This window comes from Calditrichia bacterium (genome assembly GCA_020634975.1).
Classification (GTDB): Bacteria; Calditrichota; Calditrichia; order RBG-13-44-9; family J075; genus JACKAQ01.
In genome coordinates, this window is sequence record JACKAQ010000001.1 from 2,787,718 (window position 1) to 2,803,883 (window position 16,166).

Genomic DNA, 16,166 nt, shown 5'->3' on the forward strand with positions numbered 1-16,166 from the left:
CTCTCATTATTTGGTCAATATTAGTTTATAACTACGCCGGAATTTTCCTGCTTCAAATTTTAATATGTAAGTTCCACTAGCGACTTGGTTGCCATTATCGTTGCGTCCATTCCAGAGGACTTTGTATTTACCGGGTTGCTGTGGTTCATCGACCAATTTACGAACCATTTGCCCTAAAATATTATAAATAGTTACCCTTACACGGTTTTGGTATGGGATTGCATATTCGATATTGGTTGAGGGATTAAATGGATTAGGGTAGTTTTGATTGATTTGAAATTTAACAGGTATGGAATTCCTTGAAGTAATATTAACACTTTTGTTGGCTTTAATGAGAATTGGTATCTCAATTGTTGGTGTAAACGGGTCATTCGTTTTAATGTTGATATTTGCATAATATGTTGTATCGGGAATGTCTAACGCATATAATCTCAGAGTGAATCCACCGATATCTCCAGGAGCAATTTGTCCTGCCTTTTCTGAGATGATTTTTGCAAAAGATGGGGCATTTCCTGAAATGCCAAATGCACACATTTCATAAGAATAACCATCCCCTATAAAACCGATAAAGGTAGTTTGTCCGTTACTTTTGTTCACTTTACGTAATTCTGCTGTGGAGCTACTGTTGTTAAACGCTGCGAGGTATATCTCATTATTGTTTGGGTCGCAATCCATACCCTGAGCATAATTTGCATCGAATCCTGTATAGCCGATAAAGTTTACTTGCCCGGTTAATTTATCAACTGTATATATTGCATCATTAACGATTTCATGGGCAAATAAAACGCCGTTATTGTCCACTGCAATATCAATAATAACCGGAGCTGCAAAGGTTTCCCCAATCAAGACTACACTTCCGGTAAAATGGTCAACGCTGTAAAGTGCGGAGCTGATGCCACTGGAACTGGACGCATAAAAAGAACCATCTGTAAAGTTATAGCTTAGACCTGTCCAATTATGTCCGGGCAGTGCTTCCATTGGGCCAACACTTGTTTCTGCGCCAGTCAAAGTGTCGAAATAAGCTAGCGTTTGGTTCGAATTGTTTATCGTATAAAAGGTACCTTTGTCATCAAAATCACCAGCAAAATATGACGCAGAAATGGGTGTTATTTCATTCAATGATTCAGGGTCATTCAAACCGAATTTTACAAATGTATTGAGATTTAACAATTCTATACCATATGCGATATTTCCGGTCTCGGTTTTAATAAGGGCTGGTGTTTCTTTTATTGTTTTACGGTTTGAAGTTATATTCGAGGCAACAAACATGGATGTTTGAGCATTTTTTTTGTAATTAATAATAGTTGCTGTTGGTGGGGTGCTTGGCAGTGTGATATTTGAAAACAATGTTTTTATTTCTGCCTGCCATGAAAGAGTGTCGCCATTTATTGCGGCATTATTGGTTATGGAAATATTGATATCAATTGAATCACCAACATCCAGTGTTGTTATTATAGAATCGATATTTACATCCACAATTGCAGGTGGTTCAAATATTCGGATGGATTCTTGATAGGATATTGTCCCGTCAATATTTGACTCAATAAATAGATTCCAAATACCAGTATCCGCTGCTACCGGTGGGTTGAACAGTGCTTGAAGCTCAGTGTTATTTATAACAGTAAAATTCATTGCTTCAATTTCACTGGAGTCTTTTTCAAGCCAAACCCTGTTGATTCCAGAACCTTCATTAAAATGTGTGTTTTTCCAAAATGGATATTTCAAGTGGATACCCTTGATAACCGCTATCTGGATAAATCCTTGTAATTAAAGGCACTTCAGGTTCATTTATTACTAAAAACTGATTGACTGCAATATTGGTGAGAGTGACGGATGTATCAGCTACATGCCAAAAACGGTCAGTGTATCGATGAGGGTGATGTTTCCTAAACCGAATTCTTCATCAAGAGAATGTTGAGTCGATTCACCTGTTCCAGCTCTGACCTCTCTGATTTGCACTGAATTTCCAGCAACTAATCTAATTTTTGCGCCAATTCCAAAACGGTTTTCAAAACTGGTGCCTTTACATTTTACGTTTAACCAATTATTTGAATTCCCTGAATTTTCATAAAAAAGTTAGCACCCTGTCTGTTGGGTAAGTATACATCAAGATCGCCATCATTGTCATAATCTCCCCAAGACATTCCGGTACTATTTGTAATACTATTAAAGCCAACTTGATTTTGGACTTGAGTAAAGAATCCGCTATCATTTTGAAATAATATAGGACCAAGATCAGGAGTTCTGACGATAAAAATATCCAAATCGGAATCGTTGTCAAAGTCTAACCATGTTGAAGCATAACAAGCTGAATTATCATCAACGGCACCGTTTGCAGCAATATTTTGGAATGTGCCGTTGTTGTTTAAATACAATTTATTCGGAAAACCTGAATGAGTTGAAACGTATATATCCAAATCGCCGTCATTATCAAAATCGCCTGCATCTACTCCTAATGATAGGTTCTACCTCAGTAATGCCAACATCAGCGGCAATATTTGTAAAAACACCATTTTCATTGATGTAAAGTAAATCCGTTTGAGCATTACTAGTTGAACCCCTGGCAACAAATAAATCTAAATCTCCGTCATTGTCAAAATCTGTCCATAATGCTGCTCGTGTAAAACCATAATTATCTACACCTGCTTCAGATGCAACATTCACAAAGTAATAGTTGTCATTCCGAAATAAGCGATCTTCACCACCAAAATTACCAACAAAAAGATCTAAATCGCCATCGAGATCGTAATCACCCCAAACAGCGCAATAAGAATTAATTGCATCAGTAAGTCCTGTAACATTTGTAACATCCTTAAATATACCATTGTCATTTTCATACAGAGTGTTTAATCCATTATTTGCCAGATACAAATCAAGATCATCGTCATTATCAAAGTCTCCCCAAAGAGCCATATAGGCGAATTTTGATTTAGCAGCAATTCCTAATGAATCTGCAAGTTCGGTAAATCCAAAATTTCCGTTGTTTATATAAAACAGGTTTGCGCCATCTGTGTTTGATATATATAAATCCAAAAAACCATCGTTGTTATAATCCCCCCATGCAGAAGCAAAGCCTGCACCAATATCTTGTGTATTGTTCTGTGCAGCAATGTCTGTAAATGTTGATTGTGCCGATAATTGCCCGAGCCAAAAGATACTTAAAATAATTATAGCCTTCTGTTTGGGAAATAGTCTCTTAAGCATTGCAAACTCCCTGACCAATCGATGTTATGGATATTATTTTAAATAGATCTTGTGAAAGATAACTCAAAACATTTTCAAATACAATATTAGTTTTTTTTCTATACTTATTTACAAAACTGATTCGCTTCTGAAATTTTAAACCTGTCGCAATTTTCGTCAGGCAATGTGCAAATTTCGGCAGAAAATGATATTTTTTAGGAAAAATGCACTGATTACGGATGAAATGTTACTGTTTATGTAGTGGCACTAATTTTGCATAAATCCGTCCAGAGAGGGACCTGGGAAGGCGAGCAAGGATGCTCGAAATTTTTGTTGTTCGTTACCTGGTTCGTTTTTAATACTTCTCTTTCTGAAAAACATACGTTCACAAACAAATTTTTAGTATTTACTGTCCGGAGAAATTGTTTCGAAGGCTATTGACGATTTAAAATAATTGCACTCGTTGTAAATATTTTTGCAGTTTTATCAATGAAAGGATTCGATATGTTTAAGCAAATGGAATTACTCGATTTAAGCATTCAAACGCTTCATACGAATGATAAAAAACAGCCGGTGATGCTGGAAGTTTTGCAATTATTCAGTTATGAAACTCCCTCACATATCCGAATTGTGAATATGGGGTTTCAACGATTGCAAGATAGTATTTCTGGTGTGGAAGCCCAAATGTTGCGAATGAGCGGCTATCAGTATCGGGTACAGGTAAATGGCGAAATTTTTTCACCCTACTCGGATGGCAAACAATCACTTGCCAATTATGTCGACAATCTCAATTCATTTGGCTTCTTTAAAGCATTAGAAATTACCAATACTGTTGAGGATGCAGAAACCCGCACATTGTCCTTTGCGTTAACCGGGATCATCTGATTTTTTGAACTGAAAAATGCTTACCGGCTATGTTTTCACGTGAATTCATAGCCGTTTGTGTTGTTATCCCACCGAAAATACTCCATAAACATGCCAAAGAATGCAATTGATTTAAATCGAAATCAGTTGAGTATTTGCGTTATTGCAATTGCGTAAGCATACTATGGTTTAAAAAACATTGCCTAAGGTAGCACATATCAAACAACAACGATAATATGACGGCAATAAAAAAAGCCGGGAGTTCCCGGCTTTTTTATCTGGAATGTTGTGTTGCTAAAGCATTATTTTTCTTTCACTTGATTCATGTAATCTTTCATGCGATCCTGATTTTTTTCACGCTCGATTCTGAATTTATCTTTTACATCCAGGCCTTCCAATTTGGCTTTGTAACGATCTTTCAGTGTCGGTAATAGCTCCGCACGGATCAAAATCAGCAATTCTTTTTTAACGAGACTTGTCGATTCATATCCGAAAACATAGCGCAGGCCAAAAAACCACCACGGCAGATCTTTTAAAAATGGCACACCGGCTCTCGAGTTGCCTTCTTCATTAATAAACAAGCCGCCAATAATCGTTTCTTCGCCGTCCAGCAGCATTATTTTGGTTTCCGCAACGGATTTGCGGATTTCCAATCCGCCTTCGGCATCGCGGGCGCTGCTGCTGCGTTCAATTTCTAATTCGAGATAAATAAATTCGACCGAATCGTGTTCGATAACCTGTGGCGTTACTTTGATGATCGAACCGGTCGAAAAGAATTGAGTGACCGAGTTACCCGCAAAATCTTGGACGGTAACGGCGATATCGCTACCCACCTGAATCCGTCCGGATTCGCCGGAGCCAACCGTAACCTGCGGGCTGGCAATCACTTCGCCGGCGCTGTTTGTTTCCAACGCGTCGAAAGTTGCACGGACATCGCCAAACGCCAGGTTGGCAGGCTCAAATTTAACCTGAAACAGCTTCCCGGCTTCTGTGCCACTGCTGGATGATGAGGAAGCGTCACCCAAAGTAAGACCGCCGCTGGCAATATTGGTTGCCGATAAATTAACATCATTGGTGCGATTTAACAACCAGCTCATCCCCATCTCGCGCAATTTGGACATATCTGCTTCGAAGAAAACCGCCGAGATCGACACCTCTCGGGTTTTGAATCGCTCAACCGCTTCGCGTTCTTCTTTGGACATCGATTGCAGATCACTATCGGTACTGACAATTTTGATATAATCTTCGTGCTGCTCATACCACAAATTATTGTTTTTCAAAATCAGTTCCAGCGCGGTTAGCCAGTGCATCTGGTTAATATCAATCCCGATGCCCTGTGTCCGCGTTTCCGGATCCACAATTATTTTGCCGAGGTATTTCTTGCTTAAATCATTGAGTGATTCAATCGCGAGATCAAACGACGTTGTTTGCAGAAAAGATACAATCTCTTCCGGGGCGGATGAAACTTTCCGCAATTCTCTGGGCATTCCGGTTTGCGCATATGCGCTTCCGAAAAATCCCGCTAAAATTAGTCCGATGATGAAAATCCTTTTCATTGCCAACTCACTTTTTATCCTTGTTTGCATCGAATTCGAGATTTAGTACAATTTTTTCGATAATCCCACCCTTGTTCAAGGTGAACTCAACGAGGTTATTTTCTGTGTCGATTCGGGTGAGGTATCCCAAATACACCCGGTCACCCTCTCGCAAGACATGAATTTCGCCGCCGTTATCCGCAATCAGCGCTTTGCCGGGAATGATGGCTTTCAATGATGCCTGTTCCACTTCCAGCAGCGCGTCTGTGTTTAATGGCAAGTTGCGCAATATTGACGGATAAAATGGGTCTTGCGCCGTAGCCACTTTTACATCGCTAAGTTTTTTAGCGTCGTTCTGTAAATCTTCCACCGTTGCGAAATACGCTTTAATTTCCATGTCGAACGGCAGAATCAATTCCATTTTATCGGTTTCTTCATTTTTACTTTCCATGCCTTGCAGCTTCAGCCGGACGATTTCGTAAACGTGAGGCCCCTGTTCCAGATAGTTGATAAAATTATATATCCGCCGGAATTCTGCGTCGCCTTGCAAGTTGTATGTGTTGAATCCGTACGAGCCAAAGTTTTTTTGCTCTTTGAAGCTCAGGTTGAATTCGATGATGCCGCTGTAATTCAAAATTTTGTTGAGATAATCGTACACATTTGCAGTAGTGATATCTGCTTCAATTTGTTTATCGATGCTGGCCAGCTTTTCTTCTTTTTCCAACAGTAATTTTTCCAGAGTGAAAAACTCGGTGTCGATACCATCCAACTGTTTAATTTTGCGTTGGATATCATTTAACTCATTTTGCGATTTTTCGATACGGCTGGGGTAAGACCAAACCACGAAATATCCGCCAAAAAGCATTACGATAAACATAACACTCAACAACACTATCAGATTTCTGGTTTTATATTGCACGGTCTATTCCCCCCGGCTTTCAAAATTATTATGTAAACATGACCGTTTCATGGCTAACTCTTTATTTTACGCGATTCAGGGCAAATGATTTTTGATCAATAAATATTTCAAGTTCAAAATTATAGACGGTTTTGTCGCGGATTTCCTGAACTTCCACCCGCTTTAGCCGGGCATTTTCCAGCGAATTGACGAACAGCGGAATTTTATCACGATAGACGGAATAGCCTCTCATGACCACTTTTTCCAAACCTTCGCGGGATGCATCGGTAATCCACACATGTTGGGTTTTTTGGGCGACGTTGGAAATTTGCGCCAAAAACTGGCTCCATGTGCTGTTGTGCAGCGGGATGGAATCGAGCACGCCCAGCGTTTTATCGAACGTGCTGAGCTTCTGGCGGAGCAGGTTAAGCCGCATTTCCATTTCCTGCAGCTCTGCTAATTCCACTTTTTTGGAGCGAATTTGCATTTCCTGCTGGTTCAGCGTGCTTTGCTGTTCGGCAATTTTGATGGTAGAGAAAAAGGTGATTATCGGGATCAGCGCCAAAATCACCCAGCCGGAAATGCCTAGTTTGAACTTCTTTTTACTCTCTTTTACCTCATGCGGAGTGAGGTCCATAACATAATAATTTTTGGATTTATCATCCAGCGCGCGCAACGCGGAGCCGATGGGAATGGCAAATCGCGAAGATAGCGGATCGCTGCCGGCAAGCCCCAGCTGTTGCAGGTTGATATATTCGATAACGGTTTCCGTGGGGAATTTTTGGCGCAGAAAATCGTCAATGCCTGCGTCAAACGCCTGACCGGTAAGGATGACGTGATCGAGCATTGGCAGGTTCAGGTTATCCTGTTCCAGCAAAATACGACTGTAAATGGTATTCACGATGTTCTCGGAATCAAGCCCGACACCAATAATATAGGAAATGTTGACAATTTCGGAACCGCGCATAAAGGTGAGGCGGCTGAACTCATGCCCGATGTAAATAATCAGGTTGATGGTTTCTTCGGGAAACTGGTAGCTTTGTTTGATGAGGTTAACGAGCGAAACTTCGGCGCTTTCCACAAAAGAAATGCGTTTGGAAATACCCGATTCTGCCGCTTCCAGCTCGCCAATAACGCTGATTTCGCCATCACGGACGATGGCCATCAGGCGGCCATCCTGCAATTTGATGAGGTTGATATCCTGTGGCTTTAATAAATCCGCATCCGGACGAACTTTCGCCAGTTCTTCAATGACGCGTTTTTTTAGCTTTTCGCCTTTTAAATTCCAGTCGGAATTAAAGTAGGCGTAATAGATTTGTGGCTCGGCAAGGCTGATAGCCATTTTATATTTTTTGTCGGCGTATTTTGCCAGCAGCGCGCCCAGCGCTTCTGCATTGGCTTCCACTATTTCATTTTCCACATCGGAAAGCAAAATATCCGGTCCGGACAGTTCGTTGGATAGGGAAATCCCTTCCATATCGCCGCCCATATCGCCATCCAGCCCATCGGAATAATCCGGTATCAGCTCCTGTGTTGCGCCAACAGCATCCATCTTGACGGCAATACGGGAAATTTCCGCATCAACCAGGCGAACATCGCCATCTTTTTGCATTAAACAAACGAAGTGGAGGTAAGTACCTTCTACAAATACACCAACAGCATATTTTGCTTTTTTTCCCATTGGTCATCCTAACCTTATTCTGAATCCTTTTCAAAAATCCCTTTTGAGTACACTAATATATCGAAAGAAACCGGCGAAACTTTACATGCTTCTTAATAACAGCTTGTCGTGGAGCAATTGTTTCATGCGTCTTTTGTTATTTGCGTAGTTTAGCGCGGTTTCCAGGGTGATTTGCCGGGCACGGTAAAGCTGCAATAAATCCTGCTCCAGCGTAATCATGCCGTAATCTTTTCCCTCGTTTATCATTTGATAGATTTCCTGGATATTTTCATTTCTGATTGCCGCACGGACGGATGGCGTCATTACCAGCACTTCTTTTGCGAGCACCCGGCGGCCGTCTGTGCTGGGCGCCAGTTTTTGCGAAATGACGCATCGCAGAATATCGCTGAGGCGATTTTGCACCCTGTTTTGCTCCAATGGCGGCATTTCGCCGATGATGCGATCAATGCTTTCCACAGCCGATGAAGTGTGCAGTGTAGAGAATACTTTGTGACCGCTATCTGCAACCTCGAGCGCGGTGATGATCGTTTCTGCATCGCGCATTTCGCCAATAACGATGATGTCCGGATCCTGCCGCAGCGATTCTTTCGCGCCGTTTTTGAATGACGTGGTGTCCGCCCCGACTTCGCGGTGTTTGATGGTGCATTTTTTGGATTTGTGAACATATTCAATCGGTGATGCGATGATGACAATATGCGCATTTACGAGCTGGTTGTTCATATCCACAATGGAATCCAGCGTGGTGCTTTTGCCGGAGCCGGTTATTCCGGTGATGAGCGTCAGCCCTTCTTTCGTGTGCGATAAGCTCAGCAATTTGGTTACATTCTGGTGAAAGCGATATTGCTGGAACGGGCGGATTTGGGTGTTGATTGCCCGCATATTCAGCGCCAGATGATTCAGCTCCACATATATGGTTGCCCGGAAACGATGATCTTTCTGGTCCGCGTGTTTGGCAACGTATGAGAAATCATAGTTCATACTTTTTAACAGAACTTCGCGTTCTTGCGCAGAAATCAGCGCCAGAATGAGAATATCCGATTCTTCGAGCGTCAGCAAACCAAAATCGAGCGCGGGGCGTTTGTTGCCGTGAATCCGCAGCCATATTTGACCGTTGGCACCGGGACCACCCAAATCGATATCCGATGCTTCGAGCTGACGCATTTTTTCCAGATATGTATCAAACAGGTTCCGGAGGGTTTGGCGTTGCTGTTCCGGTAATTTGCTCAACACTTCCCGGCAGAGAAAAACAATGCGTTCCAGCCCGTAAAGGGATGGCGGCAACTGTGCGCTGCAAGCCCGCAGTACGTTTTGTGCCTGTGTAACGATGTTTTGATTCAGTTCCAAAGTAACTCTCACATACGTTAAATATTTCGATATCTATTAATATCGGTATCCAAAGCCGCTTAATTAGCAGAAAATAGGGGTGGATTTTGTAAAAAGAGATTTAAACGGGTGAGGGAATTATTCCCACCAGGCGATCAATTGCAAATTACGGACAAACGGATAATACGGTGGCGCGGCTGAGCTTAACCGGTCGTCAAACCGGTAATTTTTCTGGAATCCGCTGAGCCTGTTATTGGTTCCCCAGTCAAATGTGCCGATTGCTCCGCGATCCTGCTGGTAAATGCTGCCCAACAGCCGCAACGAGCCGTTTACGGCGCGGGTGTTATAATTCTCAGCCATAAAACTGCCGGACATCGCCATGATGGATGCCTGAACCGTGACGTCGCCCTGGGTATCTGCATTGTCGGCGACAATCACATTTTGCCCGGCGATAAGCCCCAGCATGTCGTCGGAATGCGGATTGACCATCGGATCGTCAGCGTAAGCCAGGTTGCCTTCGATGTAAATATTCTGTGACGTATAAACGCTCAATTCCCCGTTAAAATCGCCCTTTACGTGAACGGTTTCCGTGCTGTACAGCGCGCCGGTGGGCGCCAGTACCGATAACGCCAAAGTGTCCGGCGGATCGGTTTCGACAGTGCGGATAACCCGCCCGTCATCCAGAAATTCGAGGGTAATTTCCCGGTCATACAGCGAACGGGTATTGATGGCGGCGGCGCCATTCCCGTTGGTTGCGGCTGTGATAATGGTAGACATATCGGTTGTTACAACGTTGGAATTGCCAATTTCGTAACCCCCTAAATAGCTGGCAGTGTTGGATGGGTCGGTCGGAAGTGGCGTTATTCCGAGTGTTGCGGTAACTTTTCCGTTAAAAACGGGGGAGCCGGATACTTTCAGCAATCCGTTGGTGTGGAGCGGTCCCCAAACGGTGTCGCCGGAAACCCAGTGAATATTGCCCTCGTTTTCCGTGAACCAGAAAAAGCTGGACACCGGTGACCGGTATTTGAAAAATGCGATGACAGAATCCCGTTTTTCCAGCAATGCGCCGTTTACGGCGAAGTTGTCTTCGTCAAAAATATTCGTCCGGGTGATAACTTTCAATTTTACGGTGTCTAATCCCACAGGAGTAATGGAAACCATCGAACTGCAATCATCCGCATTTACATTAAAACTGCCGGACGTGATGTTTTCATCCCAAACCCGGTTTACACCCACGTTCATTGCGCTCAGTTTGGCGTGATACAGTTCGTTATCGACATATTGTTGATTGAAGCTGTCCATCGAATTGAACACTGCACGGCTCATTTTCAATTGGTAAATTGAGAATGAAATTGTGAAGCTCATTACGATTAGTATAGCACCTTTTCCAAACATAGCTCTATCCTGAAAACTGCAATTACGGGTTTAGAATTAACGGAACAAGTTCCGCGAAATCAGCCGGCGATTTTGCCAATATGCCGGTTGTAACAGTCGTAATAATTCCTGCCGGCGGAAATCTTCGTCTGCAATGCCGCCAAGGCTGGCGCTCACCAGTTCAGGTGTAATCATCACTTGCGGGTTTAGCGCGGCTAAAGAAATTTCAATCATTCGGACAGCCGGTGTAAGCGACGTCTCATTTCCGGCCTGATCCAGATAGGTAAACACATCGTTGTTGCTGATAAACCCGAGCGAGTGCGTTTGCGTGGCTGCGCCATTAAATTTTACCAGTCGGACAACTTCGTATAAAACCACGTTGGAATCGGCGACGGTTATGGTTGTGCCGTTTTGAATCCGGTATTCTAATGTGTCCACCTGCGCATCTGTAGTGGTTATGCCGGCTGCCGGGTAAAACGTGTCGGTGTCCATGTTTAATTGAACGAGAAATTTAAGACGATCCGGGTCTTTTATCTGAATAATATTCGGGAGTTCGTCATCCGGCACGCCGAAACCCATTTTCCGCAGGTCGAATTCAATCACCTGGGTGATGCGCTTGAGATTGCTTTGCAGAATCTCGTCGGCGTTGTGGTTATACATTCTGCGCAGCCCCAGATCCGATGCTGTCAGCGCAATTAACATCACCATTCCGCCGATAATCGTTCCACTAAGGATGTCTAAATAGGATGACATATTTTTTCACCTAATTATAAAACCAATAACTATTTACAAATTCTATTCTTATGGTATCGCGAACAATGCCGCTGGCAGTTACGCGAAATAGCAGCGGGTCTGTAAAAACGTCGCATATGGAAATTCGCATGCGTTTGTGGAATTGTTTGTTGTTATCCGGAACCATCTGATTGCCCGCAAAAGTGACATAATCAACTTCAAATTGGACGTTGTAAATCACACCGCTAAGCCCCGTATCCGCGATGGTTAAGTTGTTGTAATCATCAAAATCGTCAATCACGCCCAAATCGTTCATATCCAATCCCAGTGCATTCGGCTCCGCGAAATCAGTTAGTTCTTTATTACTGGTGGTATCGAGGGTGGTTTCGTCAAAATAGTAGCGTTTGGCGGCTTCGGCGTGGGCGTTCAACAGGGCCAATGCTTCTGCGCGATATTTATTTTGCGAAATTGAGATATCCACATTGCTGATGCTCCGGTTCAAATTGAGCACCGCAAAGGAGAGCATCATCAATGCTCCGATGGATAATATGGTTTGTCCGGTTCCCATTTCACCTTCCCTGGTTTTCTGTTTGCCAACAGTAACATGCAATAAATATTGCAGTTAGCAACGCTAGTCCGAGCTGGTTGCTTTGGCAATTTCTTCGAGGGTTGTCGAGCCCTCTTTTACACGTTCCCGCGCTGCTGCGCGAAGGGTTAGCATACCTTCTTTTACAGCGAGGTTGCGGATCGCTTCTTCGTCAATATTTTTTCCGCTTTTGAAAATAAGATCGCGGATGCCTTTGCTAAAATATAAAGCTTCGTGAATGGCTGCCCGCCCTTTGTAGCCCCCGTTGCAATGCTCACAGCCAACGGCTTCGTAAAAAACGGTATCGCGGATTTCCTGCAGCGTGAAACCCAAACCCAGCGGCACCGCAGGACGCAAATCTTTTGCCGGTCGTTTGCAGTGTTGGCAAACCCGCCGGATTAATCGCTGGGCGATGATCAAGTTGATAGCATACGCAATCAAAAACGGCTCGATGCCCATTTTATACAATCGCGAAACCGCACTCGGTGCATCGTTGGTGTGCAACGTGGAAAACGTTAAGTGACCGGTGTTTGCCAGCTTGATGCCGGTTTCTGCTGTCTCTTTATCCCGAATTTCACCAACCATAACCACATCCGGGTCGTGCCGGAGAATGGCCCGCAGGGCTTTTTCGAAATTGTTTTTCATGCTGATTTTCAATTGACGAACACCGGGAATGATATATTCCACCGGATCTTCAACCGTCAGCACGTTTACTTCTGGCGTAACAATGTAGCTCAGCGCGGCAATCAAAGTGGTCGATTTACCGCTTCCCGTGGGACCGGTAACGATAACCATACCCTGTGGCTTGCTGATCGCTTTTATAAAAAATTCGTTTGCGCTGCCCTGCAAACCGAGTTTGCTCAAATCGGTAATAACATTCCGGTCGTCCAGAATCCGGATGACGATACTTTCGAATTTGTACTGAAATTCCCGTCCCACAATCGGCAAAATGGATACACGAAAACGGATGTGGTGACCGTCAATTTTGCGCTGGATAAAACCGTCCTGGGCAACTTCCCGCTCGAAACGGTCCACATTTCGTGAACGATCTTTGATGACTGCGGCAACAGCTTCCGGACGGACGCCTTTTTGCACATGCCACAGCTTCAGTTTGCCATCGACCCGAAAATGGACTTCCGTTGTTTTGGGATCTTTGGGGATAACGTGAATGTCGCTGGCACCGGTACGAACCGATTCCACCAACATGCCTTCCACCAAATGTACCAGCAGGCTTTTGTTGATTTCCGCATCGAGATCTTCTTCCTCGATGTTGGCATCCTTGTCTTCCATCTCGTTGATTTCGATGTCGCTGTCTTCGAGAATTTTCAGAAATTCATTCTCTTTTGGTGCGACCTCGCTAATCAGCGCTTTAAAATCTGCCGGGCTGATGTAACACACATCATATCGTTTGGCGCCAACTGCCCGCGCAAGTGTGGGAATATTGTTGTTGGTCGGATCGACAGAAACGATGATCAGCTTGTTGCCCGGTTTTTCCTCCTGCCCGAAAATCATAATGTTTTCGGTTTCCATGAGGGTGCGCAGCGATTCCGGCAGGGCATCGAGCAATTTGCGGATGTATTCGATCTGCTTTTCGCTCAACGGCTGTTTATCGAGATGAACCTGCTGGAAACCGTACATTTCCGCAACTTCCCGATACACGCTATTGTGGTCAACATTGAACTCTTTGACCAAAATTTGTGCGAGATTGCGCCGGTCATTGGGTTCACCATCCTGTTTGATTTTCAACGCCCGTTGGAGCGTTTCAAAATCGAGGATGTTCTTTTTGACCAAGGCAACGCCCAGCTTGTAATTGCTGTCTTGCATGCGTTTATCGGTTCCTTGCAACAAAGCTAACTCTCTTATCCTGTCTTTTAGTAACTGTTTTTATTGAGTTTAAATTATCCAACAATCTGTTGTCCGGTTGTTTGAATGATATCAACCGTAAGGTGTTTTGGGTTTCATCAACGCTGTTTCTGCAGAAATCAGGGTCAGCGCCGTGATCACAATCATAATAAACATCGCGATGGTCAACTGAATAAATTCGATTGCGTTTTTCAGTTTGTACACCGTTTCTTTTTCGTAATAATTGGCAATTTGCAGTGCGGAATTTTTCACTGTGCCGGTTTCGGAACCGGAGTTGAACCGCGCCAGCGCTGTTTTTGTGAAAACGCCGGTTGCCTCAAACGCCTGCACCAACCCAAGCCCTTTGTTCAACATCATCGGGATTGCGATGGTTTTGATCTGCTTTTCAAAATAGCGATTGCCGCTAGCTTCAGCGGCTAATTTGATGGCATCGATGTTTTCGCCGGAGCCGCTATACAGCGCGTAAAATACCCGGCAAAAAATTTCGATGACCGTTTTGTGAATCAGTGATCCCAAAAACGGCATTTTTAAAATATACCTGTCCCGCACAAACCGCCCTTTGGGATTGAATACAAAATAATACACCAGCAAGCCGGTACCCGAGAGCAGCAAAAGCATAATAATCCAGATGTTTTCCACCATAAAATCGCTCAACGCGAGCGTTGCGGAAGTCATCGGCGGCAGCTCCGTGCCCAGTTTCATGAACAGTTTGGCGGTTTCGGGGAAAATAAAACCGACGTAGTAAAACACCGCACCCATCAAAATCAGCACGGTGAACAGCGGCATAATTAGCGCGCTTTTCAGGTTGCGTTTAAATTCGGCATTTCGTTCCAGAAATTTGGCGGTACTTTCGTAAATGGACACCATGTTACCGCTTTTGGATGCCAAACCGAGCATCCGTGCCGCAAATGCGCCCAACGCTTTTTCCTGTTTGATAAATGCTTCTTCGCTGTCCTTCCCCTGCCGCAAGTCGTTGTTAATTTCTTTGATCGCTTCGCGAAGCGTGACGTTTTCTGTATCGTTTACCAGCATTTGCAACACTTCGTTGAATTGCAGGTTTTCCCGCAGCATATCCGCACTTACGCGAACAAACGTCACCACATCGGCTTCTGGCGGGGGAAGTTTAAAATCGATTAATTTGGGTTGGACAGACAAAACCTTGTAGCCCAAACGTTCCAATGCCCGTTGAACTTCGTCTTTGGTAAAGGCTTTTTGTTCACCTTTAAAAGGCTCTTCGCCTGCTTTTTGTGCTTTGAAAAGGAAGGTTTTACGCTTCTGGATTGCGGACACTTTAACTTTGTGTTTATCCGCCAGCTTCCGGACTTTGGTTTTGGCTTCCGAAAGACTCTCCGCCACCACTGTTCCCTGGATGGCGCGACCATTGAGCGTTGTTCCTTCAAACCGAAAATCTGGCATCCTACCGTTTCCTCAATTTGCGCCTGTGACAAAAAAAGGGCGTGCCAACGTTTAATAATCGTTACGCACGCCCGCTTAACTTCAAGTTTCTTAGTTCAAGATAGTCGTGGTAATCGAGTTCGCTGTAACGGTTGCATATGCCTTTACCGGCGTTGTACCGTTATTACCCATTTCCTGACCGCTGCCCGCAATGTAAATGGTGGTTGCAGCAGAGCCAATGGTCGGCAATGTGCCGCCAGCCGCAATTGCTGCAGTGCCAGTAGGCGCTGTGGCGGTTACAATGTAGTTACCGTTTGCGTTTGCAGTATCCAACGGGCTCATGGTAAAGCCGTTGAAGTTTTGCGAACCACCGCCCAATTGGGTGGGTGTACGGTAAAAACGCTGCGCTTTCGCCGAATAGTTTACCAAATCGCTGATCACTGCCTGGCGATTCGATTCTACGGCGTTGCTTTGGAACTGGGTTACACCGACGGCAATAGCGACACCAACGATGATTACACTAAGAACGATGAGTAAGAGCTGCTGTTGACCCATTTAAAGATACCTCCTTGTAGGGTTTGATTGAACTTTGGGTTATAGCATGTAAGTTAAAAAAGTGGTGAATCCTTTCACCATGAGTTTTCTGTTACGAAACAGCCGGTTTAAATTTTGACTGCCTCCACCATTTTCGATCAAAAACTGTACCAGATTAGAAAATTGTTTTAAATCGCC

At 44.0% G+C, this 16,166-nt stretch carries 15 protein-coding genes; 1 reads left to right on the forward strand and 14 read right to left on the reverse strand.

Translation table 11 applies throughout. The features are described from left to right. Positions 1-6: 6 nt before the first annotated feature. The 4 genes from H6629_11275 to H6629_11290 form a co-directional block, all read right to left on the reverse strand. Entirely contained in the window at positions 7-1,725 is a 1,719-nt protein-coding gene (locus tag H6629_11275; protein ID MCB9068376.1) for a T9SS type A sorting domain-containing protein, read from the reverse strand. Between the two features lie 117 nt (positions 1,726-1,842). Continuing rightward, positions 1,843-1,959: an ASPIC/UnbV domain-containing protein gene (locus H6629_11280; protein ID MCB9068377.1), complete on the reverse strand. Its 117-nt coding sequence runs from the start codon at positions 1,957-1,959 to the stop codon at positions 1,843-1,845. A 77-nt stretch (positions 1,960-2,036) separates the two neighbouring features. Beyond that, positions 2,037-2,417 carry a VCBS repeat-containing protein gene (locus H6629_11285; GenBank protein ID MCB9068378.1) on the reverse strand — a complete coding sequence of 127 codons (381 nt, stop codon included), beginning with the start codon at positions 2,415-2,417 and terminating at the stop codon, positions 2,037-2,039. A 13-nt stretch (positions 2,418-2,430) separates the two neighbouring features. After that, positions 2,431-3,204: a VCBS repeat-containing protein gene (locus H6629_11290; GenBank protein MCB9068379.1), complete on the reverse strand. Its 774-nt coding sequence runs from the start codon at positions 3,202-3,204 to the stop codon at positions 2,431-2,433. Between the two features lie 483 nt (positions 3,205-3,687). On the opposite strand from H6629_11290, the gene H6629_11295 reads away from it, so the two are divergent. After that, positions 3,688-4,068, forward strand: coding sequence for a hypothetical protein (locus H6629_11295; GenBank protein MCB9068380.1), 381 nt, complete (start codon positions 3,688-3,690; stop codon positions 4,066-4,068). A 281-nt stretch (positions 4,069-4,349) separates the two neighbouring features. On the opposite strand, the gene H6629_11300 is transcribed toward H6629_11295, so the two are convergent. From H6629_11300 to H6629_11345, 10 genes are all read right to left on the reverse strand, one after another. After that, positions 4,350-5,603, reverse strand: a complete 1,254-nt coding sequence (locus H6629_11300; protein ID MCB9068381.1) for a type II and III secretion system protein — start codon at positions 5,601-5,603, stop codon at positions 4,350-4,352. Positions 5,604-5,610: 7 nt separating this feature from the next. Then, positions 5,611-6,426, reverse strand: coding sequence for a hypothetical protein (locus H6629_11305; GenBank protein MCB9068382.1), 816 nt, complete (start codon positions 6,424-6,426; stop codon positions 5,611-5,613). Between the two features lie 136 nt (positions 6,427-6,562). Beyond that, positions 6,563-8,161, reverse strand: a complete 1,599-nt coding sequence (locus H6629_11310; GenBank protein MCB9068383.1) for a hypothetical protein — start codon at positions 8,159-8,161, stop codon at positions 6,563-6,565. 81 nt (positions 8,162-8,242) lie between these two features. Next, positions 8,243-9,487 carry a PilT/PilU family type 4a pilus ATPase gene (locus tag H6629_11315; protein ID MCB9068384.1) on the reverse strand — a complete coding sequence of 415 codons (1,245 nt, stop codon included), beginning with the start codon at positions 9,485-9,487 and terminating at the stop codon, positions 8,243-8,245. Between the two features lie 135 nt (positions 9,488-9,622). Then, positions 9,623-10,849: a hypothetical protein gene (locus tag H6629_11320; GenBank protein MCB9068385.1), complete on the reverse strand. Its 1,227-nt coding sequence runs from the start codon at positions 10,847-10,849 to the stop codon at positions 9,623-9,625. Between the two features lie 66 nt (positions 10,850-10,915). Continuing rightward, positions 10,916-11,611 carry a hypothetical protein gene (locus tag H6629_11325; GenBank protein MCB9068386.1) on the reverse strand — a complete coding sequence of 232 codons (696 nt, stop codon included), beginning with the start codon at positions 11,609-11,611 and terminating at the stop codon, positions 10,916-10,918. 10 nt (positions 11,612-11,621) lie between these two features. After that, on the reverse strand, positions 11,622-12,158 hold the full coding sequence (locus H6629_11330) for a hypothetical protein (protein ID MCB9068387.1): 537 nt from the start codon (positions 12,156-12,158) through the stop codon (positions 11,622-11,624). A gap of 63 nt (positions 12,159-12,221) precedes the next feature. Beyond that, positions 12,222-14,000, reverse strand: coding sequence for a Flp pilus assembly complex ATPase component TadA (gene tadA, locus H6629_11335; GenBank protein MCB9068388.1), 1,779 nt, complete (start codon positions 13,998-14,000; stop codon positions 12,222-12,224). Between the two features lie 111 nt (positions 14,001-14,111). Then, positions 14,112-15,455: a type II secretion system F family protein gene (locus H6629_11340; protein ID MCB9068389.1), complete on the reverse strand. Its 1,344-nt coding sequence runs from the start codon at positions 15,453-15,455 to the stop codon at positions 14,112-14,114. A gap of 90 nt (positions 15,456-15,545) precedes the next feature. Then, on the reverse strand, positions 15,546-15,989 hold the full coding sequence (locus H6629_11345; protein ID MCB9068390.1) for a hypothetical protein: 444 nt from the start codon (positions 15,987-15,989) through the stop codon (positions 15,546-15,548). Between the last annotated feature and the right edge of the window lie 177 nt (positions 15,990-16,166).

What these genes read in the sequence shown, in the direction of transcription:
- H6629_11340 (MCB9068389.1), bottom strand. Translation starts at nt 15,455, where the DNA reads ATGCCAGATTTTCGGTTTGAAGGAACAACGCTCAATGGTCGCGCCATC.
- H6629_11330 (MCB9068387.1), bottom strand. Translation starts at nt 12,158, where the DNA reads ATGGGAACCGGACAAACCATATTATCCATCGGAGCATTGATGATGCTC.
- H6629_11320 (MCB9068385.1), bottom strand. Translation starts at nt 10,849, where the DNA reads ATGAGCTTCACAATTTCATTCTCAATTTACCAATTGAAAATGAGCCGT.
- tadA (MCB9068388.1), bottom strand. Translation starts at nt 14,000, where the DNA reads ATGCAAGACAGCAATTACAAGCTGGGCGTTGCCTTGGTCAAAAAGAAC.
- H6629_11310 (MCB9068383.1), bottom strand. Translation starts at nt 8,161, where the DNA reads ATGGGAAAAAAAGCAAAATATGCTGTTGGTGTATTTGTAGAAGGTACT.
- H6629_11325 (MCB9068386.1), bottom strand. Translation starts at nt 11,611, where the DNA reads ATGTCATCCTATTTAGACATCCTTAGTGGAACGATTATCGGCGGAATG.
- H6629_11300 (MCB9068381.1), bottom strand. Translation starts at nt 5,603, where the DNA reads ATGAAAAGGATTTTCATCATCGGACTAATTTTAGCGGGATTTTTCGGA.
- H6629_11295 (MCB9068380.1), top strand. Translation starts at nt 3,688, where the DNA reads ATGTTTAAGCAAATGGAATTACTCGATTTAAGCATTCAAACGCTTCAT.
- H6629_11345 (MCB9068390.1), bottom strand. Translation starts at nt 15,989, where the DNA reads ATGGGTCAACAGCAGCTCTTACTCATCGTTCTTAGTGTAATCATCGTT.
- H6629_11290 (MCB9068379.1), bottom strand. Translation starts at nt 3,204, where the DNA reads ATGCTTAAGAGACTATTTCCCAAACAGAAGGCTATAATTATTTTAAGT.